Consider the following 20,174-nt stretch of genomic DNA (forward strand, 5'->3'; position numbering starts at 1 on the left):
TCAGGGTAGAACCGCCAATCCTCGCGCCGTCTGGCGTTCGAACTCGGCTGGCCACTCTAAGACCAGTTCCTCCCACGTCGTCCCTGCGTCCTCGGTTCGGAAGACCCCGCGGTTTGTGACGGCGTACACGTCCGCTGCCGACTCCTCGACGGCGAATACGGCCCGAGTAACCCCTTCGCCGGTCGGTAGTCCGTCGAGTCGTTCCCACGGTTCGCCGCCCCGTTTCCGGTAGATGTACGATTCGGCGGCGTCGGCGTTGTGCGCGGTTCGCGGCCCGGTGGCGCTCGAAACGAGAACCGTGTCCGAGTCGTCCGGCGCGGCCGCGACGCTCCAGCAGTAGCGATGGTCGAGTCCGTCTTGGGGATACTCCCACGCCTCCCCGCCGTCAGTCGACTCCGCGTAACCGTCCCCCGCGGCCGACCAGACGCGGTTCGGCGCGTCGGGGTGGGTTGCGAGCGAGTGATTGTCTCTGCGTGAATCCGGAACGCGGTCTTCCCACGTCTCGCCCGCGTCGTGGGTCTGGACGAGCGCGCCCGCTTCGATGCCGACGTAGAGGTGTTCCGGGTCGTGCGGGTCGGGTTCTATCCAGCGAACGTGGTGGGTGTGCGGACGCGGCGGAAACGACCAGTTGGGTTCGGAGGGAAGGTCGGTTACTCCCTCTCGTTGCTCCCACGACTCGCCGCCGTCTCGGCTTCGGTACACTCGACTCGGTTCGGTACCGACCCAAACTGTCTCGGGATCGGTCGGGTCGATGGCGAGCGACATCACCGATTCTCGAATCGTCTCGCTTCCGACCGAGTGAAACGTTTCTCCCCCGTCGTCGCTTCTGAACAGTCCGGCGTCGAAGGTTCCGCAGAAAATGCGGTCGGGCGTCGCGGCGACGCACTCCAAGTCGTGGTCGTCCAACCGAATCTCACTCGTTCTATCTTCGTCGGCGACCAGCAGTCCGCCTCGCATCGCGGCGTACAGTTCCATAACTTTGGCTACGTGCTGTAGATGCCTCAATCTATGGTCGGTAATCGCATCGTGGTGTTTCCGCGAATCTCAGTTAGCGATTCGCCGGACTGCGACTCCCGAGTTCGAGACGAATCGACTGGAAGACTGTTAGTAGTCCCAGCAGGGACACGAGAAGTGTCCCCGGTGTCTGCGCGTCGGACCAGTCCGGCGTCTGTGTGTGGTCGAAGTAGTAGTACGTCTCGTCCTTTTTGACGGCTTCGGGCGGAAGCTGCTCTTTTGACTCGAACGTGTACTCCTTCCCTTCCATCGCACCCTGTACGGTCTTCCGGTCGTTCGGCGATAGTTCCGCGAAGTTCTGCCACGGTCGCCCGTCCGGCGACTCCTTGGACTGTCCGATGGATTCGTAGCGGTAGTCGTAGTCCGCGAAGACGAAGAAGCAAAAGACTCCGGCGACCATGAGGATCAGGCCGGTAAAAAAGAGGGCAAACTGTTTGTTGGAGACCATATTTGACGGTTCTCGGTTGACGGTATATGTCTTCTGTTCATAAATTTAATTACACGATGAAAATATGATGTGGTACATTTCTCCCGGTTATTCTCATGAGATCACAGTTTTGAACTCTATTTCTACATTTCCTCCTGTTTCACCTTCCCTTCGTTTCGCGTGATATATCCCGCGACGCGGTTGCGAACGTCCTTCGACGTGATATTCGTCAGTTTCGAGACGCTCTTTTTGTTCCGGTCGAAATCGTCGGTAAACGCCTCGGGGTACCGCTCTAACAACATGTCTCCTACTTTCTTCACGTAGGCTGGTCGGACTGGCATCGAAAACGGACTCAACGCTGTGAAACAAAAGGATTTGGGTCGGTTCGGCGTTGAAACTTTACTACTGTGTCACTTTTTCGCTGAACTGCTCGCGAACTTTCTTTATTTTCGGCCCGGCGTTTATCGTGCAGTAGGCGTCGTTGGGGTTCTTCTCGAAGTAGTCCTGATGGTACGCTTCGGCCTCGTAGAACGTCTCCAGCGGTTCGACCTCCGTGACGATTGGGTCGTCGTACGCGTCGGCGGATTCGAGCTGGTCGATGAACGTCTCAACGATTTCTTTCTGCTCGTCATCGTGGTAGTAGACGGCGGAACGATACTGCGTTCCTACGTCCGGTCCCTGCTTGTTGAGCGTCGTCGGGTTGTGGACGGTGAAGAACACTTCGAGCAGGTCGTCGTAGCGTATCGCCGCCGGGTCGTATTCGACCTGAATAACTTCTGCGTGTCCCGTCTCGCCCGAACAGACTTCCTCGTAGGTCGGATTTTCGACCGACCCGCCAGCGTACCCCGACGTGACCGATTTCACTCCGTCCAGTTCCTTGAACGCGGCTTCGGTGCACCAGAAACAACCGCCCGCGAGCGTCGCTTTTTCAGTCATATCGATACCTTGGCGTCCGAGCTGTTAAGGCTCTCCGGTGGCGGCCAGTTCTGTGACCTCCCAAAGGCGACAGAACTGGATATCCCCTCGTCTACCTCCCGTTTGAACGAAATGAACGGTGTATCGATCGGTTCGCTATTCGTCCAACAGATCGGAGGCGGTGATGACGTTCACGTCCCGCTTTTCGACGTGTTCCAGCAGGGATTCGAAATCGCTCTCGTTGATGTCGTTTCCGACTTCGTGAAACAGCGGGACGACGAGTTGTCCGTAGTCGCTGGCGTAGTCGATGAACTGCTTTGTCTCCTCTACGTTCTTCCCGTTCACCCGGGAGACGATGGTGTCTTTACGCGCAAGGGGCACGGCGTTCGGCCCGCCGCCGAAACTGAACACCGTGTCGTAGTATTCGCGCGCTAGGTCGAACGTGTTTGCCCCGAGAACGTTTTTCGGAACGAGGAGGTGGCGCGCGCCGTCCTCGAAGCCGCGGTCGTGGAGAAAGTCTTGCGTCTTTTTCATGAGCGCTTCCTGCTCGTCCGGCGAATAGTCCGAAAAGTAGCTGGCTTGGACGTTGGGATGGGCAGAGATATCCCACCCGTTGTCGGCCATAGACGCTAGTTGGTTGTCCGTCAGTCGGTCGTCGCGCCCGATGCTTTCTGGGATGACGCCTTCGACGCCGGCGAAGCCGTACTCCTGCATCAGTTCGTAGGCGCGATAATGGCTGGAGTGGCTGTCGTCGAAGGTGAATATGACCGAACCGGTCTCCGGGCGAGAGTCAGTTCGAAGGTCGTCCACCAGGAACTCAATTGGCTCGTTGGTGTTGATATCGACCGGTCGGGCAACGATACGGATTTTCTCCACCGACGAGAGGTCAGCACCTTTTTCGACGCCGGTGACGCCGAAATTGACCCGAATCCAACGGTTTTTCGGCCCGAGCAGGGTTCGTTTCAGTTGAACGGTGCGGTCGCCGTCGGGCGCGTGGAGTTCGATGGCTATTTTGAAAAAGTCGTGATTCACAGCCTTGACCGCCATCGAGAAATTGGTTCCCCGGAGATCTGTCCCGGAAATATCCCGGATAATGTGACCCTCGTTCGTTTTTCCGCTGCCGACGACGTGCGCGCACTGCGACCCTTCGTAGGCGTCGGTCGATTTCGACAGCGACCCCTGTCGTTCGACCGCCTGCCAATCGCCGAGGTTTTCGAAATCGTCGGCAATTTCCCTTAGCGGGGTCGATTTACCTTCTCGGCGTCTCTCCTGTTCGTCGTCGGTATCCGTCGGTAACGGTGCGTTCTCGGCGAGCGAGGAACAGCCTGCAAAATTCAGGGCACCAACCGTAGCGACGAACGCTCGTCGCGTCTGTCGAGTCATCTCTAATTCGTTCAACGAACACTCGGTATATTCTTATGGACTGTTTAATCTGAGCCTGATTTGTTGCCACGAAATACGGATATAGATGCTATAATTTGTGGTATGCTACCGAGGCTTTCTATTTCAAGCGGAGCACTTATATAGCTCCTCCACTAACAATACGTTAGCGAGTGTGGCGTCGGTCGCGTATTTCTACCGGCGTCGATTCCCTCCATTCCGATTATGAGTACGAGAAACAAACAGAACGAACAGCCGGTCGTAGCGAATACCGAACGAGAAGAGGAACGAGAACAGGAAAACGTCTGTCCGGAATGCGGCGGCACCCTCATCGCCGACGAAGAACACGCCGAAACCGTCTGTGCGGACTGCGGTCTCGTCGTGGAAACCGGAGGGATAGACCGCGGCCCGGAGTGGCGCGCATTCGACGCGAGTGAGCGGGATTCGAAATCCCGCGTCGGTGCGCCGACCACGAAGATGATGCACGACGAGGGGCTGTCGAGCAACATCGGCTGGCAGGATAGGGACGCCCACGGACGAACGTTGAGCTCCCGCCAACGTGAGAAGATGCAGCGGCTCCGTACGTGGGACGAGCGGTTCCGCACCCGAAACAGTAAGGAGCGCAACCTCAAGCAGGCGCTCGGCGAAATCGACCGCATGGCCAGCGCCCTCGGCCTGCCGAAAAACGTTCGGGAGATGGCCAGCGTCGTCTACCGGCGGGCGTTGAACGAAGACCTCCTACCGGGTCGCTCCATCGAAGGCGTGGCGACTGCGAGCGTGTACGCCGCGGCGCGCCAGGCCGGTGTTCCCCGAACCATGGACGAAGTTGCAACGGTCAGCCGAATCGACGAGATGGAGTTCAAACGAACCTACCGCTACATCGTCCGCGAACTCAGCCTCGAAGTGAGACCGGCAGACCCGGAACAGTATCTCAACCGATTCGAGAGCGAGTTCGATCTCGATTCCGCGACGAAACGCCGCGCCCACGAGCTTCTCAAAACGGCGAAGGAGGCGGGCATCATCAGCGGAAAATCACCCGTCGGCCTCGCGGCGGCGGCGCTGTACGCGGCCAGCCTCATCGAAGGAGAAGGATTGACCCAAGACGCCGTGGCTCAGGTCGCGGACGTGAGCACCGTTACGATTCGCAACCGCTACCACGACCTGCTGACCGCGGCGGGCGAAACAGACGCGCTTCCGACGAGCGCGACGCCCGAGAGCGCGTCGGCGTAATCACGGACGGTTCGAAAGGTGATAACCGCGCGAAACACGAGAATTCCGATTTTCGGAATCCTCGCCCGCTCCGGGTCGAATATCCGCTAAATCGCCTTCCGTCGGTGCGTTTACGATGGTCACGGTTCGTCCGTCGCGGACGATTCGGAAGGCGTCCGCGAATTCTCCGTTTTCGATGATCCACGCGCCGGATTCGGTTCGTGTCGCGTTCTGTCCTCGGAGCAAGTCACGATAGGCGCGCTGGAACTCGATCGCATCACGATTCGTGTCCCACGCGGTTCGCCAGACGTAGCCGCGTTTGTCGCCCTTGCGGTACGGCCAGAGTCGGTCGTTCGCCCATCCGTCCGAGGGAACGCTGGTATAGTTGAAGCTGTCGTACTCTCCGAATTCGGGATTTTGGAACGTCTGCCACCGGATAATCGGGATGTCGTAGGCTCTTCCCTGGTACCAGAACATCGTGTAGATACCTGTTTCGCCGACGGTTTCCGAACCGTTCTCGCCCTTTTCGCCGTAGAGTTCCCAGCCGTTTCGTGCCTGCTCGCCGAGTCGAAGCGTCCTCGGAGGGTCGTTTCGCTGATTGGGGTCGATAACTTGCTCCGAACTGTTCGGCGGATTGCGGTACTCCTGTTGAAGCGCCCGCCAACCGCCTGAATCGACCTTCGACGCGACGTACGCCGGGCCGTCGGAGTACGGTTGGATGAGGCTGACCTGCATGGCGAGGTTGAAATTCGGAAGCGAACCGCCGCCGTAAGGCGTTTCTTCGCGCGGGGAACCGGGCGTCTCCACGCACTCCCACTCGTCGCCACAGCGTTGGATGTACCGTTGTTCGACGTAGGACGCTTCGCCCTCCGTCAGGCCGTCGTTCGCCCGCTGGCCGTCCAGCGTTTCGGCTTCGAACTGGGACGAAGCAAGTCCGACCTGCTGGTCTTGCAGGGCGTGCGTGAGTTCGTGAACCAACGTCGCGTTGTCGATGACGAGGTCGTCCTCGGCGATGACGTAAATCTCGTCCTGTCCGGGGAGATAGAATCCCGCGACTCGTTGTTGATACAGTCGCGTTTGCTGACGGGCCGCATCCGTCCGTTCACCCGTGGCGAACAGCGCTTCCCAGATTTGGTTCTCCCAGGCGCGTTGACTCTGCGTGTACTGGCTCTCGAACTGGGAGCGAATCAGTTTTTGGTACTGCGCTCGCCGGAGCGAATCGACCTCCACCGGGCGTGCGAACTCCTGATTCCGGATAAATTCGACCCGCGCCATCGTCCGGTTCACGTACGCTTCCCGTTCTTCGTCGCTCAAGCCGTCGCTCTGGTCAACCGAGATGCTCTCGTTGTGCCAGTAGCCGTTTTCCCAGCCGATAACGTCGGATTGCGGGTCGGGTCGCTGATTTTGATTTACGACGCTCGCATCGACACTGGCTATCCCGTTGCCGACGACGGCATCGCCGTTTTCGACCAAGTCCGCGCCTGCATTCGCGAGGGAATCCCCATTCACGCCGCCAGCGTCCATAGTTGCGAACACCGGCGCGGCACACACGAGCAAAACGACGCAAACTACCCCCACACCTCGCATAATTGTGACACGGACGCGAGGAGCATAACGGTTAACCGTTGCGTTACGCCCCCGCTGCGATTGGATTTGCGGCCATTCGAACGAACGTTCATTTGCGGCGACGGACGAAATTCCGCCCACGCGCTTTTCAGCCATTAAGACGAAACTTGTCCGATGAACATTCGCGAACTAACTGCGACCGATACGGAGCGCGTGCGGGAACTGGTTGAAAGCACGATGACGACATCGTACGCGCTCAGTCCACAGCAGATAAAGACGCTCGCCGACGAGCAGTTCGGCGAGGAGCGATTAACGCGACAGGTCGAAACCCCGGAGACGGTCATCCGCGTCGCGGACAGCGAGGAGTGGGACACGATAGTCGGCGTCGTCGTCGGCGAACGCGAAGACGAGACGGGAGAGGTCAAATGGCTGCTCATCGACCCGGAGCATCAAGGCAAAGAAATCGGCCGAAAGTTGTTCGAAACCGCTATCGACGCGCTGCGCGAGCAGGGTGCGAAACGACTGCAGGCGACGGCCCTCGAAAGCAACACGGAAGGTCATCAGTTTTTCGAGCGATTCGGTTTCGAGGAAGCGGAGCGTAGACAAGTGGAAATTGGCGACGAGTCGGTCGTCGAGTACGTGTACAAGGAGTCCCCGTCGAACGGGGAAACGACCGCGGATTCGCGAGAAGCGGACGCAGAGACGGATGCGGTCGCGGACGCGAGCGAAGTCGAAAATGACGATCTCCCGAACACGGAATCGAGCGACGGAAAAACGACCGTAACGACCGACGACGAGCGAGTGTACCTCGACCTCGACGCGGAGCAATCGGGAACCGAGGGCGCGTTCTTCACCGCCTATACCGACGAAAACCACGGCGAGCAGTTCGGTTACTACTGTAGCAACTGCGGGTCGCTGAACACCTCGATGGACAACGTCGAACGAATCGAGTGCAAAGAGTGCGGCAACACCCACGTATCGCGCTCGACCGAGGAGTACGACGACTCGTATCTGTAGCGGACAGTAACGACAAGGAGACAGAAAGCCTAAGTTTTCAATCCCGCTACTTGCTACCGTGGACTCCGATACCGCCCGTACCCTCGTTCTCGCTCTCCTCTGCGTACTCGCTATCGCTCTCGCCGCCGCGACGCTGAACAACGCCGTCACGACCGATGGCGGCGGTGGCGGCATCGGTACGGGAACTGGCCCGAGTTTTGGTTTCGAAGAGGATGATGACCCCTCGAACAGGGACGGGGCTGAAAGGGGCGGACTGTCATCACCGTTTGAGTTTCCGTGCTATCCGACTCTCGACTCACCCACTGCGATAGCGCTTCTCCTCGGTGTATTCTTGTTCGTCGCGGGAATCGGATACCGGCGGATGGGTACTCTCGGAGCTATCGCCGTCATCGGTCCTGTCGGCATCCCGCTGTTGCTTCTCCACGCCCTGTTGACCGCGTGCACGGTACCGTCCGGTGGCAAAAGCAGTTCACCTTTCTCGATGAATTTGAGTTCTTCCCTACCGGGCGGTGGTTCCCTCGGTTCGGCCGACGGCACGACGAGCGTGACGACGCCCTCCGCGGTGCTGTTCGTCGTTCTCGGAATCGCCCTCATCGGCGCGCTCGCCCTGCTCGTAAAGAGTTCCAGCGGGAACGAACCGGAAACGGCGTCGGTCGAGGAAGCACCCGGAGAGGAGGACGTCGCCGCGGTCGGACGCGCGGCGGGCGACGCGGCGGACAGAATCGAGTCCGACGCGAGCGTCGAAAACGAAGTGTACCGCGCGTGGCGCGAGATGACGACGCATCTCGACGTTTCAGACCCGAAATCGAGTACGCCGGGCGAGTTCGCCGCGGCCGCTGTGGAGGCCGGAATCGCCCGCGAGGACGTAACGGAACTAACCAACATCTTCGAGGAAGTGCGATACGGCGGCGAAGATGCGACCGGCGAGCGCGAAGGGCGGGCCGTGGCCGCCCTTCGTCGAATCGAGCGAACCTACGCGGAGGACGACGAATGAAAGACCGACCGCTGGTAACCGTCGTCGGCATCCTCGCAATCGGAGGAGGGCTTGCGGTCGTATTCGCCCCAGAACTCGCCGGATTCCTTTCGGCGGGTGCGATTTTCGTGAAACTCGTGGGTGTGCTGACGCTCGTCCAGGGACTGCGCGTCGTCCAAGGCAGACGAAATCGCGACCTCTTGCAGGCCGAAACCGGCGACCCGGAGACGAACGTAACGCTCCCCACGCCAGGAACCGAATTCGACGAGCGACTCCTGAAAGTCCATTCCGGGGCGCGAAAGGAGCGGTTCCGCGCGCGAAAAAAGATCAGGGCTACTCTCGAATCTTCGCTCGTCGAAGCAATCGTTCAGCGTGAAGGGTGTTCGAGGGACGAGGCGCGGGCGCAGGTGGAAACCGGTGAGTGGACGGACGACGACGAAGCCGCGGCCTTCCTCGGCGGGCCGTCCGCACCGCGTCGGTCGTGGCGCGAGTGGTTCCGCCAGTCGCTCGGCGGACAGACGACGTTCCAGCATCGCGCGCGCCGAACCGCCGACGCAGTGTCCGAATACGTGGAGGAAACCCGATGACGGTTCGAGAGACGAACCGCTGGTACGGCGTGAGCGCAATCGCGCTCCTCGCCGCGGCGGTGGGAACGATATTCGGGAGCCCGGAGGCGCTTCTCGCGGGTGTAATCGGCGTCGCGTTCGCGGCTTACGCCCGAACTGCGACGCCGCCATCCACGAACCTCGATTTGACGAGAACCGTCGGCGACTCCGAACCACAACCCGGCGACGAAATCCGAATCGAGGTGACGGTCGAAAATACGGGAGAAAAAACGCTCCCCGACATCAGAGTCACCGACGGCGTCCCGGAAGGACTGCGAGTGACCGCGGGGTCGCCCCGTCTCGGAACCGCACTCCGCCCCGGCAAGAAGGCGGTGTTTTCCTACACCGTCGAGTCGGTTCGCGGCGAACACGCCTTCGACCCGGCGCAGGTGTTGGCCCGCGATTTCAGCGGCGCGGTCGAACGCGAGTTCGAACTCGCGGGCGAAACGACGATTACCTGCACGCCGCACTTCGAAACCACGGCGGAGGACGTTCCCCTTCGCGAACAGACGATTCGACACACAGGCCAGATTGCGACCCGCGAGGGCGGAACCGGCGTCGAGTTCTTCGCCACCCGGGAGTATCGCCCCGGCGACCCGCTCTCGCGCATCGACTGGAAGCGAAAGGCGCGAACCGGCGAACTGACGACGGTCGAATTTCGAGAGGAACAAACCGCGACGGTCGTCCTGCTCGTGGACGTTCGCGCCGACGCCTATTTGACGCACGACTTGGACGACCCCGGTGCCGTCGAACACTCGATTCGAGCCGTCGGCGATGCCTTTAGTGCCCTGCTCGACAACGGTGACCGGGTCGGAATCGCAGCGTTCGGTCCCGAAGAACTGTGGCTTTCGCCCGGAACCGGCGAGTACCACCGAGCGGAGGCGAGAGAACTGCTCTCGCACGCACCGGCATTTTCACAAAAGCCGCCCGAGGGAGCGTTCTACTCCACCCTGAAACTGCGATGGCTGAGGCGACGACTGCCGTCGGACGCACAGGTGGTGTTCTTCTCGCCGCTCTGCGATCCCTTCGCCCCGGAAATCGCCCGACGACTCGACGCCACCGGCCACGCCGTGACCGTCATCAGTCCCGATCCGACGACCGACGCGACGACGGGTCAGCGACTCGCGTGGGCGGAACGTCGGCGTCGGCTTCAGTCGCTCCGAGCGAGCGGCATCCGAGTCGTGGACTGGGACACCGACGATTCGCTCGGAATCACGATGGCCCGGGCGAACCGGAGGTGGCGACGATGAGCGAGACGGAGTCAAAGATGGTCGAAAAAGAGCCGGTGGAAATCGACGCGACGGACGGGAGTAAAACGGCGTCGAACGCGGCAGAAGGGGATACAACCGAGACGGATTCGGAAACCGAATCGAAGCCGCAGACAGCCGAAATCGACCGCTCGCCCGCCCGCGTGAGCCAACTGCTCGCCATCATTGCGGCGTCGGTTGCCTTCGGAACGAGCGCGTTCTTCGGCACTGTCGGCTCGGTCGGCGGCGCGCTCGGCCTTGCGCTGGTCGCGCTCGGCGTCGTTCGCGGATCGCGCAGGGCCGTTACGATTGGAAGCTTTTCCCTTCTCGTCGGAGTATTAGACGGGGGCGTAGCCGCCGCACCGGCCGAACTACTGATTCCCGGTACGATGGCCACCGTGCTGGCGTGGGATTTCGGCGAACAGGCCATCAACGTCGGCGAGCAGTTGGGTCGGGAGGCGGACACCCAAACCCTTGAAATCATGCATGCCGCGGCGAGCACCGTGATTGCGATTTCCGCGGGCGGTGTCGGCTACGCGATGTATCTGCTCGGAAGCGGCGGGCAACCGATGACCGCATTGGTGTTCCTGTTGATTGCGGCACTTGCGCTGACGTCGGCACTGCGGGCGTAATCGTCACCCGTCACCGCAGGTCTATTTCATCGCAGAAAACATTTACCGAATTCCACAAACAGTGGTATCATGCCCGGAGCATACGTCCAACGCGGTGAGCGAATCACGCTCAGAACGGTCGAGGAAGAGGATGTTCGATTCGTCCAGCGTGCGTCGACGAACCCCGAACTTCGGTACCCCATCGGCAATCGTTTGATGAACCGAACGCAGCTGGAAGAGCACATAGAGGACGGAAGCTCCGACCGATTTCTCGTTTGTGTTGAGGGGGATGAGGCGAGTCCGGGACAACCCGACGACGCCGATGTAACGCGGATTGGCGAAGTGACGGTTATGGACGCCGACTGGAAACGCCCCGAACTCGGCTACTGGCTCGTTCCGGAGATGCAGGGGGAGGGCTACGGTAAAGAGGCCGTTTCCATGGTCATCGACTACGCGTTTCGGCAGTACGACGCCCCGGCCATCGGCGCGGAAGCCTACGATTTCAACGACGCTTCTCGCGGCCTGCTGGAATCGCTCGGATTCGAAGAAGAGGGACGTCGGCGCAAATTCATGTTCGTCGACGGCGCACACCGCGATATGGTCCAGTACGGACTCCTCCGTCGTGAGTGACGCGAACAAAAATAAGCGAGCGCCCTATCTCATTCAACCGTCGGCACCGGAACGCTGTCCAGCACCGATTCGACGATTTCGTCCTTTCGTACGTTGTTCACCTTCGCGTCGGGCGTGAGGACGACCCGGTGGGCGAGGACGGGATAGGCGACTCGCTTTACGTCGTCGGGGGTGACGAACTCCCGGCCCTGCATGGCGGCGCGGGCGCGGGTCGCCTCGAACAATCGTTGGGTACCGCGCGGCGAGACGCCAACTTCGACCCGGCGGTCGTCGCGGGTTTCGCGAGCGATACTAGCCATGTACTCGATGAGGTCTTCTTCGACGCGCACCGTTTCGGGAACGGACTGGAGGTCGGTGACGAGTTGGTTGTCGAGCACGGTTTCGACGCTCGGACTCTGGCTGTGGCGACTCGCACGGCGACGAAGGAGTTCGATTTCCCCGTCCTTGTCGGGGTAGCCGAGGCTGGTTTTAACCGCAAACCGGTCAACTTGCGCTTCGGGGAGCGGGAAGGTTCCTTCCTGTTCGACGGGGTTCTGCGTTGCGATGACGAAGAACGGCTTCGGGAGTTCGCGGGTGTCGCCGTCCACGGTGACCTGTTGTTCCTCCATCGCTTCGAGGAGGGCGGCTTGCGTCTTCGGCGGCGCGCGGTTGATTTCGTCGGCGAGGACGACGTTGGCGAAGATTGGGCCTTCGTTGAACTCGAACTCGCGGTCTTGCTCGTTGAAGACGTGGGTACCCGTCACGTCCGCTGGGAGGAGGTCGGGGGTGAACTGCACGCGGCTAAAGGAGAGGCCGAGGGCAGAAGCGAAACTCCGGGCAGTGAGGGTTTTTCCGGTTCCGGGTACGTCTTCTAAGAGGACGTGACCCTGTGCCATCACGCCGAGGAGAACCGTTTCGAGAAACTCGCGGTCGGCGATGACGGCGGTTCCGATCGCGTCGAGGACGGAATCGCTTTGTGCGTTCGCGTCTGTAACGTCCATGAAATATCCCGCGACGGCCAGTGATTTTAATGTGATGGTCAGTAGCGTTTGGGTTCGATAAATCGAAACCCATAAAGGCACCACCGCGGTACTGTGAGATGAGCCGAGATAGCCTAGCCCGGCCAAGGCGGCAGATTCGAAATCTGCTGTCCTCACGGACACGGGAGTTCAAATCTCCCTCTCGGCGTTCTCTCAGGAGCAAGCCGGTGAGCACCGCGTAGCGTGTCCTCGCCACCGCGACTGAGAGAACGCACAGGGAATTTGAAGTAGACCAGACGCAAGCCTGCGCAACCGAGCGACTGAAAGGAGCGAGGTGAGCAGGAACGTCTGGGCGTGGTTCAAATCTCCCTCTCGGCGTATTTTTAAGGCGCAAAAATGACCAGTCGAAACGTTCGTGAGTGAAAATGGGATGAATAACTAAACTGGTTCCTGTGGTCGTTTTTATTCGATTAGCTTCTGGCAAGTCACGACTCCAAATGACCGCCACCGCTTGCTCGCGGTTTCACCGCTCACTTTCGAGGTTTCAGAGAAACCTCGTATGCCTCGTCCTCCCCAGCCTCCTCGCTCATTTCATTCGCTCGTCCCTCGTGCGTTTCTCGCGCGCCGAATACGGTGATTCACACGGATTCAGAACAACAACAAGAAGTTGTGAACCCCGAGAAGGCCGTACCACGCGCCCGCGGCGATGTAGGTCGTGGTTCGGAACGCGGCGGGATAGCCGTCGGGCGTCCAGTCGTCCGGGAGAAGTCGTTTGATGGCCAAACCGCTTTCCGCGAGAATCGCTACGCCGATGACGGCGAAAACGAGCGTGATGAGCGACCCCTCGACTCGCCCGAACGTCTCCATCAGCGTCCGCGTGAGCCAGACGGATTCGAACACGTCGTCGCGGAGGTGGAGGACGGTGACGGTGCTCACGGCATCGAGCGTCTTTCCTCCGATGAGTACCGCTAGCAACCACACTCGTTTCGGGGCGAGAGTTGACCACTCATCGGTAGTTCCGTATCCCCCCACGGAGCGGTTTGACATGGATTTACGAACGATAACGTCCGACTTTGTTATGGCACGGTTAAGCGCGAAATAGGGCGACACTGTCGATTACGGCCTCGATTAACAGATAGTTAGGAATAATAAGCACCCTGAAGAGGGTGGGGAAAATATTTGTTCGTTCTTACAAATGTATTTCGGATGAGCGATTTTACCGTCCCGCCAGCGCTCGAACCGGGAGACAACGTCGCCATCGTCGCACCCGGAACCAGCCACGCGAGTCTGTTTCCGCACGTCTACGAACTAGGATTGAGGCGTCTGGAATCGGAGTTCGGCTTGAATCCGGTCGAATTTCCGACTGCGATGAAGTCACCCGACTGGCTGTACGACCACCCTGAAGCGCGTGCGCAGGACGTGATGGACGCTTTCGCCGACCCCGACATCGCGGGTGTCGTCGCCGTTATCGGCGGGGCCGATCAAGTGCGAATCCTACCGTATCTCGACACGGACGTACTCCACGAAAATCCGACGCGATTCTACGGCACGAGCGACAACACCAACCTGCAGACCGTGCTCTGGAACGAGGGTATCGTCTCCTTCTACGGCGGCCTGCTGTTCACGGAATTTGCCATGCAGGGGTCGATGCACGACTACACCGTCGAATACTTGGAACGTGCTATGTTCGACGATTCGTTCGGCGAACTCCGTCCCGCCGGGAGGTTCACCGACGAGGATTTGGACTGGGCGGACCCGGAAAACCTCGACCGGCACCGCGAGACGGAAGCCAATTCGGGGTGGCGATGGCGCGGCGGAAGCGAGCGAGTCACGGGTCGAACGTGGGGAGGCTGCTTAGAGGTCGTGGACATCCAACTGTCGGTTAATCGCTACCTGCCCGACCCGGAGGAACTCGCCGGAGCAGTTCTCCTGCTCGAAACGTCCGAGGAACTGCCGAGCGAGTTCGACGTGCGGTGGGTGCTGATGGGGATGGGAGAGCGCGGCCTCCTCTCGCGGTTTTCGGCGGTACTCGTCGGGCGGGCGAAAGCACGGTCGATGGAGGTCGAGCGAACTCCGGACGAGCGCGAGGCGTACCGCCAACGCCAGCGCGAGGCAATCGCCGACCTCGTGGCCGAGTACAACCCAGACACGCCGATCGTCTTCGACCTGGACTTCGGGCACACCGCCCCCGTCGCGTCGATTCCGGTCGGCGCGAAAGTTACCGTTGACCCCGAACGCGAGCGAATCGAGTTCGAATACTGATAACAAGGTTCTAATAGCGAATGGGGACTCAGTTAATACATGACCGTCGTAAGCGTCTCCATGCCGGACGAACTGCTCAAACGAATCGATCAGTTCGCTGACGAACACGGCTACACCGGACGAAGCGAAGTCGTCCGCGAGGCTAGTCGAAACCTCCTCGGCGAGTTCGAAGACCGCAGACTCGAAGATCGCAAACTCATGGGCGTCGTCACGGTGATGTTCGACTACGAGACGACGAACGTGGAGGAACGAATGATGCAACTCCGTCACGAACACGAAGGACTCGTCGCGTCGAACTTCCACAATCACGTCGGCGACCACTACTGCATGGAACTGTTCGTCCTCGAAGGGATGCTCGAAGAGATTTCCACCTTCGTCGGAAAAATTCGCGCGACGCAGGACACCCTCACCGTCGATTACTCCGTCACGCCCGTAGACGGATTTACGCCGTTCCCCGACGCGAACTAATTTCTCGCGTTCTTACTCGACCAATCGAACCGAATCGCCGACTGTCACGTCCGACGCGCGTCCCGCCGGAAGTTCGAACAGGGTATTCGCCTTCGCCAATCCGGTCCACGCCGAAAGCCGTTCGACCTGCTGGACTTCCCCGCCGTACGTCCAAATCACGTCCAGCGCGAACGGGACGAACACCATGTGTACGTCCCGTGAGGCGGCATCGTCGAACCGAAACGCCAGCGCGTAGTCGTCCGGAATCGATCGCCGGAACATCAGGCCGCGGGCTTGGGAGAGAAACGAGTCCGCCGTCTCGACGTTTTCTGCGAGCGGTTGCGACTTGCCATCGGATTCGTGTACGACGCGCACGACACACACTCCTCGGGAGGGAGACAAAACTTTTGTGCGAGGGCGACGCCACGACTCTACTATGGAGAAAACCCCGTCGGGAACCGCTGTGGGAGTGGACGACCCCTACGACCACGTCGGAATCTGTGATCACCTGACCGACGAGGGGCGGTGTCGATACGCCTTCGAGTACCCGCAATACGACCCCAAATTTGCCGAAAATCGACGGAAAGAGGAGTTTGCATGTCCGGTTGCGAATCCGGACGGCGATTGGAACTGGGGCGACTGCCCGCATTTCCGATGCCGAAATCGGGAGCGCCAGTGTATTCGTTGTGGAATCGAAGAACGCCGGATGGCCCACTCCGACGAGCGACCGCTGCTGGAAGAGCACCACCTTTCCTACGCGAGCGACGGCGAAACGTTGAGCCACGAGATTACGGTCTACCTCTGTCGCTGGTGTCACGCGAAAGTCCACAAATCGTGGGCGCGAATCGACGACGACGTGAATCCCGACCCGGAGGCGATAGCGGAAGCGGAAGGTCGTCGGAGCAAAGAGCAGATGGAAACGGGGTTCGAATCCGCGGCGAATCGCTACGACCTGTCGGACTCTGAAAGCGATAGTTCGGCGGAATAATTGAATAACGGACGAGCGTTCCGGTGACCGACCGCCAATTTTGGCGGTCGGTCAATCCGCTGAAACCGGTTCACACGCCTACCCGTCCGATTGACCGGATTGCGCTGACTGCCCTGAATTCCCCGACTGTGTTTCTTTTTTCGCCTCGGCGCGGTTGACCGCCCGTTTCAACAGCGAGGGAGTCAAAAGCACGGAGATAACGAAGACGACCAGATAGGCGACGAAAATCCGGTTTCCGACGATTCCCTGTGAAACGCCGAGCGCGACGATTGCGATTCCCGACTCGGAGCGCGGAAGCAGGGCGAACCCGAAAATCAGCGAATGTTCCTGCGGGCCTCCAGCGAGGCGGTTGCCGACGTAGCCCGCGATAAAGTTCGAGAACAGACCGAGGACGGCGAACACGACGACGAACGAGTTAAGCGTCAAATCGGCGAGGTTCATCCGCGCTCCGATGGCGACGAAGTAGAGCGGAATGAACACACCGTAGGCGATACCGTAGATGTTCGACTGGAGAGCCTTTCCTTCGAGTCGTTTATTCGTGGAAACGATGAGTCCGATTGCGAGCGCGCCGATGAAATAAGAGAGGTTCACCGCATCGGAGGCGTAACCGAACACGAACAGCAGGCCGAGGATGCCGATGAAATCCGCTTGGTCCACCTCAGATTTTGCGAGCAGATTCGCAATCGGGTCGAGGAGGAATTTGTAGAAAATACCTAAGGCAACGAAAAAGAGGCCCGCGAGTCCGAGCGCCGTAACGGTCGCGCTCGCGCCCCCGCCGACGAAAAACAGCGGGAGAATCGAGATGCCGAGGAGACCGATAACGTCGTCCACCGCCGACGCGCCGAGTATCCAGCGCCCGTACTGGGTGTCGAGCTTGTCGAGCGAGAGGAGGGTTCGGACGACGATGGAAACAGAAGTAACGGAGAGAATGAGGCCGAGATAGAGGCTCGATTCGAGTCTGAACCCGTATCCGGTTCCGATTGCGTAGCCGACGACGAAGGGAATGATGACGCCCGAAAGGCCGATTATCAACACCGGTCGAAACGCCGCGAGCAGTTGGTCTAAGCTGATTTGCTGGTAGCCCGCGTCGAAAAACAGTAGCAGGCCGCCGATGGTCGCGATGAGGATAAACGGGTTGTTCTGATTCGTGTTGCTGATGAGCATCAGTACGGACGGGCCGAGCAGGATACCTGCGACGATTTCGCCGAGAAACCCGGGTTCGCCGAGTCGTTCGAACACCTCGCTCAGAATCAGCGAGAGGAGGAGACTCGCCCCGATGATGAGGAAGAGCTGGAGTGAGGACATTTAGGATTTCCTCTGGGTGGGTTTTCCGTCACGCTCGAATCTCATGTGTCGAAGAGTGTCGGCGACTGTCATGATAAGTATGCGGCGCGTATGATCGGAAATGAGAGATTGACTCCCCCTAAACGACGGAAAGCGGAGCGGCGTTAGATGTCGGAGGCTGCGTTTACCTCCGTCTCTCCTGGTGTCTTTGACCTTCAGCGCCGAATGGCCTTTGGATGGCAATACATACTATTTGAAATTGTTTGAATTTATTAGAATGTGCTCCCTTCCGACCTTGCATTTCCCGCCAAAGCGTACATGGGAATCGGCGATGTTCACCGACTATGGAAAGTCTCAATCCGGCGACCGAGGAGGTGCTGGAGACGTTCGATGCGGACGACGAAACATCGGTTGACGAGAAACTCCAGCACGCGCACGAAACCTACGAGGAGTGGAAAGAACGTCCCATCGAGGAGCGCCAGCGACTTCTCTCGAAGGCTGGCGACGTTTTGCGCGAGAACAAGCAAAAATACGCCGAGATGATGACGAAGGAGATGGGCAAACCCGTCAGTAGTGCGGTTTCCGAGGTGGAAAAATGTGCGTGGGTCTGCGACTACTACGCCGAACACGCCGGGGAGTTCCTACAGGACGAACGCATCGGCACGGAACCGGGGGTGGAAAGCTATATTTCCTACGAACCGCTCGGCCCGGTGCTGGCGGTGATGCCGTGGAACTTCCCGTTCTGGCAGGTGTTCCGGTTCGCCGCGCCAAACCTCACGGCGGGCAACGTCGGCCTGTTGAAACACGCATCGAACGTCCCGCAGTGCGCCCTCGCAATCCAGGAGGTGTTCGAGGAGGCGGGCTACCCGGAGGGTGCGTTCACCACGCTTCTCGTCGGCTCCGACACCGTCGAGGACATTATCACGGACGAACGAATCGCGGCGACGACGCTTACCGGAAGCACGGGGGCGGGGCGGTCTATCGGCGAAAACGCGGGCGGGAGTTTGAAAAAGTCCGTCCTCGAACTGGGCGGAAGCGACCCGTTCGTCGTGCTCCCCGACGCGGACATCGAGGACGCGGCGACGACCGGCGCACAAGCCCGGTGTCTCAACAACGGGCAGTCCTGCATCGCGGCGAAGCGGTTCGTCGTCCATGAGGACGCGTACGACGAGTTCCTGGAACGGTTCACCGAGGAGATGGAGTCGATGACCATCGGCGACCCGATGGACGAGGACACGGACATCGGGCCGCAGGCCCGCGAGGATTTGATGGAAGGCCTCCACGAACAAGTCGAAGACAGTATCGAAGCGGGTGCGACCCTCGAACTCGGCGGCGAACCCCTCGACCGCGAGGGTGCGTACTACCCGCCGACGGTTCTGACGGACGTGCCGGACGATAGTCCCGCTGGGGAAGAAGAGATGTTCGGTCCAGTCGCGTCGGTGTTTCGTGTCGGCGATACGGAAGAGGCAATCGAGCGCGCCAACAAAACCCGGTTCGGACTCGGCGCGAGCATCTGGACGCAGGACAAAAAGCAGGCGAAGGAGGTCGCCCGCGAAATCGAGGCCGGGATGGTGTTCGTCAACGAACTCGTGAAATCCGACCCGCGACTGCCGTTCGGCGGCGTCAAGGATTCGGGTTACGGGCGCGAACTCGCCCACCACGGGATTCACGAGTTCACCAATAAAAAGACGATGTGGGTGACGGACGTTTCGGACACCGACGAAATGGTGGAGTAATCAGTCTGCATCCGCCGGGTCAACCACTTCCCCGGCCTCCACATCCACACCGACCTGCTCGCACAAATCCGACATCGGACAAGCTTCGGGGCCATCCAGACACGCGGGCTTTCTAGCGGCGCAGTACTCCCGCCCGAACTGAATGCTCGCCGTGTGTCCGAAGCCGCATTTTTCCGCCGGAACGTCGCGCTCCAACACTTCCCGCACCTCCTCGTGGTTGGCGTCGGTGCGCGCGATGCCGAGTCGCCGATAGATTCGATGGACGTGCGTATCGACCGGAAAGACGCCCGCCCGTCCGCCGGAAAACAGCAGGACGCAGTCCGCGGTTTTCGGCCCGACGCCGTTCATATCGAGGAGGGTACTCCGAACCTCGCTCGATTCCTCTTCGGTGACGAATCGGTCGAAATCAGTCGCACTGCCGTACTCCGCGAGGACGTGCTCGCCCGCTTCGATGAGCACGTCGGCTTTCTGGTTGTAGAGACCTGCCGAGCGAATCGTGTCCGCGAGTTCGGCGTGGTCTGCGCGGGCGAGGCTTTCGGCGAAGTCGTCCCCGGCGTATCGCTCCATCAGGTCGTCGTAGGCCGGTTGGCTGGCCACGTCGCTGGTGTTCTGGCTCAATACGGTTCGGACGAGGCAGGTGAAGGCGTCCTGCCCGCCGTAGGTTTTCTGCCAGTACAGTTTGCCGAGGCGGTTGATGACCTCCTCGGTGCGGGTTTCCGCGTCTTTCGGTTCGAATTTGGTGGCAATACCACCGCCCTCCGCTCCCCCGCTGATGTTCTCCGCGGGTTCCGGGTCGTCGCTCATGCGGGGAAATTAGGACGGAGTTTTCAATTAGGTTCCGGCGAGCGCGATTTCCAATTCTGCTGTCGGCGCGCGGGAGTGAGCGTAGTGAACGACTCGCGTG

General features: G+C 60.1%; 22 protein-coding genes and 1 tRNA gene. 12 read left to right on the top strand and 11 right to left on the bottom strand.

Annotation, left to right across the window (positions count from 1 at the left end):
- The 5 genes from LIX15_RS16520 to LIX15_RS16540 all read right to left on the bottom strand — a co-directional run bounded on the left by LIX15_RS16520 (position 1) and on the right by LIX15_RS16540 (position 3,739).
- Positions 1-975 carry a WD40/YVTN/BNR-like repeat-containing protein gene (locus tag LIX15_RS16520; RefSeq protein ID WP_227774266.1) on the bottom strand — a complete coding sequence of 325 codons (975 nt, stop codon included), beginning with the start codon at positions 973-975 and terminating at the stop codon, positions 1-3.
- A 73-nt stretch (positions 976-1,048) separates the two neighbouring features.
- Positions 1,049-1,462, bottom strand: a complete 414-nt coding sequence (locus tag LIX15_RS16525; protein ID WP_227774268.1) for a hypothetical protein — start codon at positions 1,460-1,462, stop codon at positions 1,049-1,051.
- 122 nt (positions 1,463-1,584) lie between these two features.
- On the bottom strand, positions 1,585-1,782 hold the full coding sequence (locus LIX15_RS16530; RefSeq protein ID WP_227774270.1) for a 30S ribosomal protein S17e: 198 nt from the start codon (positions 1,780-1,782) through the stop codon (positions 1,585-1,587).
- Between the two features lie 61 nt (positions 1,783-1,843).
- Entirely contained in the window at positions 1,844-2,377 is a 534-nt protein-coding gene (gene msrA, locus LIX15_RS16535) for a peptide-methionine (S)-S-oxide reductase MsrA (protein ID WP_227774272.1), read from the bottom strand.
- Positions 2,378-2,512: 135 nt separating this feature from the next.
- Positions 2,513-3,739: a polysaccharide deacetylase family protein gene (locus tag LIX15_RS16540; RefSeq protein WP_227774274.1), complete on the bottom strand. Its 1,227-nt coding sequence runs from the start codon at positions 3,737-3,739 to the stop codon at positions 2,513-2,515.
- Positions 3,740-3,961: 222 nt separating this feature from the next.
- Here LIX15_RS16540 and LIX15_RS16545 point away from each other — a divergent pair, with 222 nt between their 5' ends.
- Entirely contained in the window at positions 3,962-4,966 is a 1,005-nt protein-coding gene (locus LIX15_RS16545) for a transcription initiation factor IIB (protein WP_227774277.1), read from the top strand.
- Here the strand turns inward: LIX15_RS16545 and LIX15_RS16550 are convergent, their stop codons facing one another.
- A complete protein-coding gene (locus LIX15_RS16550) occupies positions 4,967-6,532 on the bottom strand; it encodes an Hvo_1808 family surface protein (protein ID WP_227774278.1) in 1,566 nt (521 codons plus the stop codon). It abuts the gene before it with no gap.
- A 153-nt stretch (positions 6,533-6,685) separates the two neighbouring features.
- Here LIX15_RS16550 and LIX15_RS16555 point away from each other — a divergent pair, with 153 nt between their 5' ends.
- The 6 genes from LIX15_RS16555 (at position 6,686) to LIX15_RS16580 (ending at position 11,594) form a co-directional block, all read left to right on the top strand.
- Positions 6,686-7,528, top strand: a complete 843-nt coding sequence (locus tag LIX15_RS16555; RefSeq protein ID WP_227774280.1) for a GNAT family N-acetyltransferase — start codon at positions 6,686-6,688, stop codon at positions 7,526-7,528.
- A gap of 58 nt (positions 7,529-7,586) precedes the next feature.
- Positions 7,587-8,522, top strand: coding sequence for a DUF4129 domain-containing protein (locus LIX15_RS16560; protein WP_227774282.1), 936 nt, complete (start codon positions 7,587-7,589; stop codon positions 8,520-8,522).
- Positions 8,519-9,088, top strand: coding sequence for a DUF7269 family protein (locus LIX15_RS16565; RefSeq protein WP_227774284.1), 570 nt, complete (start codon positions 8,519-8,521; stop codon positions 9,086-9,088). The genes LIX15_RS16560 and LIX15_RS16565 overlap by 4 nt, the downstream gene beginning before the upstream one ends.
- A complete protein-coding gene (locus LIX15_RS16570) occupies positions 9,085-10,356 on the top strand; it encodes a DUF58 domain-containing protein (RefSeq protein WP_227774286.1) in 1,272 nt (423 codons plus the stop codon). Before LIX15_RS16565 ends, LIX15_RS16570 begins: the two co-directional genes overlap by 4 nt.
- A complete protein-coding gene (locus LIX15_RS16575) occupies positions 10,353-10,985 on the top strand; it encodes a DUF7519 family protein (protein ID WP_227774288.1) in 633 nt (210 codons plus the stop codon). The genes LIX15_RS16570 and LIX15_RS16575 overlap by 4 nt, the downstream gene beginning before the upstream one ends.
- Before the next feature lie 69 nt (positions 10,986-11,054).
- Positions 11,055-11,594, top strand: coding sequence for a GNAT family N-acetyltransferase (locus LIX15_RS16580; protein ID WP_227774290.1), 540 nt, complete (start codon positions 11,055-11,057; stop codon positions 11,592-11,594).
- A gap of 29 nt (positions 11,595-11,623) precedes the next feature.
- On the opposite strand, the gene LIX15_RS16585 is transcribed toward LIX15_RS16580, so the two are convergent.
- Positions 11,624-12,574 (bottom strand): AAA family ATPase, encoded by a 951-nt coding sequence (locus tag LIX15_RS16585; protein ID WP_227774292.1) that lies wholly within the window; start codon positions 12,572-12,574, stop codon positions 11,624-11,626.
- A gap of 102 nt (positions 12,575-12,676) precedes the next feature.
- On the opposite strand from LIX15_RS16585, the gene LIX15_RS16590 reads away from it, so the two are divergent.
- Positions 12,677-12,761 (top strand) — tRNA-Ser (locus LIX15_RS16590).
- Positions 12,762-13,201: 440 nt separating this feature from the next.
- Here LIX15_RS16590 and LIX15_RS16595 read toward each other — a convergent pair.
- On the bottom strand, positions 13,202-13,600 hold the full coding sequence (locus tag LIX15_RS16595) for a hypothetical protein (RefSeq protein WP_227774294.1): 399 nt from the start codon (positions 13,598-13,600) through the stop codon (positions 13,202-13,204).
- A gap of 159 nt (positions 13,601-13,759) precedes the next feature.
- Between LIX15_RS16595 and LIX15_RS16600 the strand changes: the two genes are divergently transcribed.
- Together LIX15_RS16600 and LIX15_RS16605 are read left to right on the top strand one after the other, a co-directional pair.
- Positions 13,760-14,815: a S66 family peptidase gene (locus LIX15_RS16600; protein WP_227774296.1), complete on the top strand. Its 1,056-nt coding sequence runs from the start codon at positions 13,760-13,762 to the stop codon at positions 14,813-14,815.
- A 39-nt stretch (positions 14,816-14,854) separates the two neighbouring features.
- Positions 14,855-15,283, top strand: coding sequence for a CopG family ribbon-helix-helix protein (locus LIX15_RS16605; RefSeq protein WP_227774298.1), 429 nt, complete (start codon positions 14,855-14,857; stop codon positions 15,281-15,283).
- Positions 15,284-15,295: 12 nt separating this feature from the next.
- Here the strand turns inward: LIX15_RS16605 and LIX15_RS16610 are convergent, their stop codons facing one another.
- Positions 15,296-15,637 carry a DUF192 domain-containing protein gene (locus LIX15_RS16610; RefSeq protein ID WP_227774299.1) on the bottom strand — a complete coding sequence of 114 codons (342 nt, stop codon included), beginning with the start codon at positions 15,635-15,637 and terminating at the stop codon, positions 15,296-15,298.
- A 61-nt stretch (positions 15,638-15,698) separates the two neighbouring features.
- Between LIX15_RS16610 and LIX15_RS16615 the strand changes: the two genes are divergently transcribed.
- Positions 15,699-16,250 (top strand): DUF7097 family protein, encoded by a 552-nt coding sequence (locus LIX15_RS16615; protein WP_227774301.1) that lies wholly within the window; start codon positions 15,699-15,701, stop codon positions 16,248-16,250.
- A gap of 78 nt (positions 16,251-16,328) precedes the next feature.
- On the opposite strand, the gene LIX15_RS16620 is transcribed toward LIX15_RS16615, so the two are convergent.
- Positions 16,329-17,555 (bottom strand): cation:proton antiporter, encoded by a 1,227-nt coding sequence (locus tag LIX15_RS16620; RefSeq protein ID WP_227774306.1) that lies wholly within the window; start codon positions 17,553-17,555, stop codon positions 16,329-16,331.
- Between the two features lie 323 nt (positions 17,556-17,878).
- Between LIX15_RS16620 and LIX15_RS16625 the strand changes: the two genes are divergently transcribed.
- Complete coding sequence (locus LIX15_RS16625; protein ID WP_227774307.1) at positions 17,879-19,270, top strand: NAD-dependent succinate-semialdehyde dehydrogenase; 1,392 nt, start codon at positions 17,879-17,881, stop codon at positions 19,268-19,270.
- Here LIX15_RS16625 and LIX15_RS16630 read toward each other — a convergent pair whose 3' ends face one another.
- On the bottom strand, positions 19,271-20,074 hold the full coding sequence (locus LIX15_RS16630) for an endonuclease III domain-containing protein (protein ID WP_227774309.1): 804 nt from the start codon (positions 20,072-20,074) through the stop codon (positions 19,271-19,273).
- Between the last annotated feature and the right edge of the window lie 100 nt (positions 20,075-20,174).

Source organism: Haladaptatus pallidirubidus, assembly GCF_020700235.1.
In the GTDB taxonomy this organism is placed as follows: domain Archaea; phylum Halobacteriota; class Halobacteria; order Halobacteriales; family Haladaptataceae; genus Haladaptatus; species Haladaptatus pallidirubidus.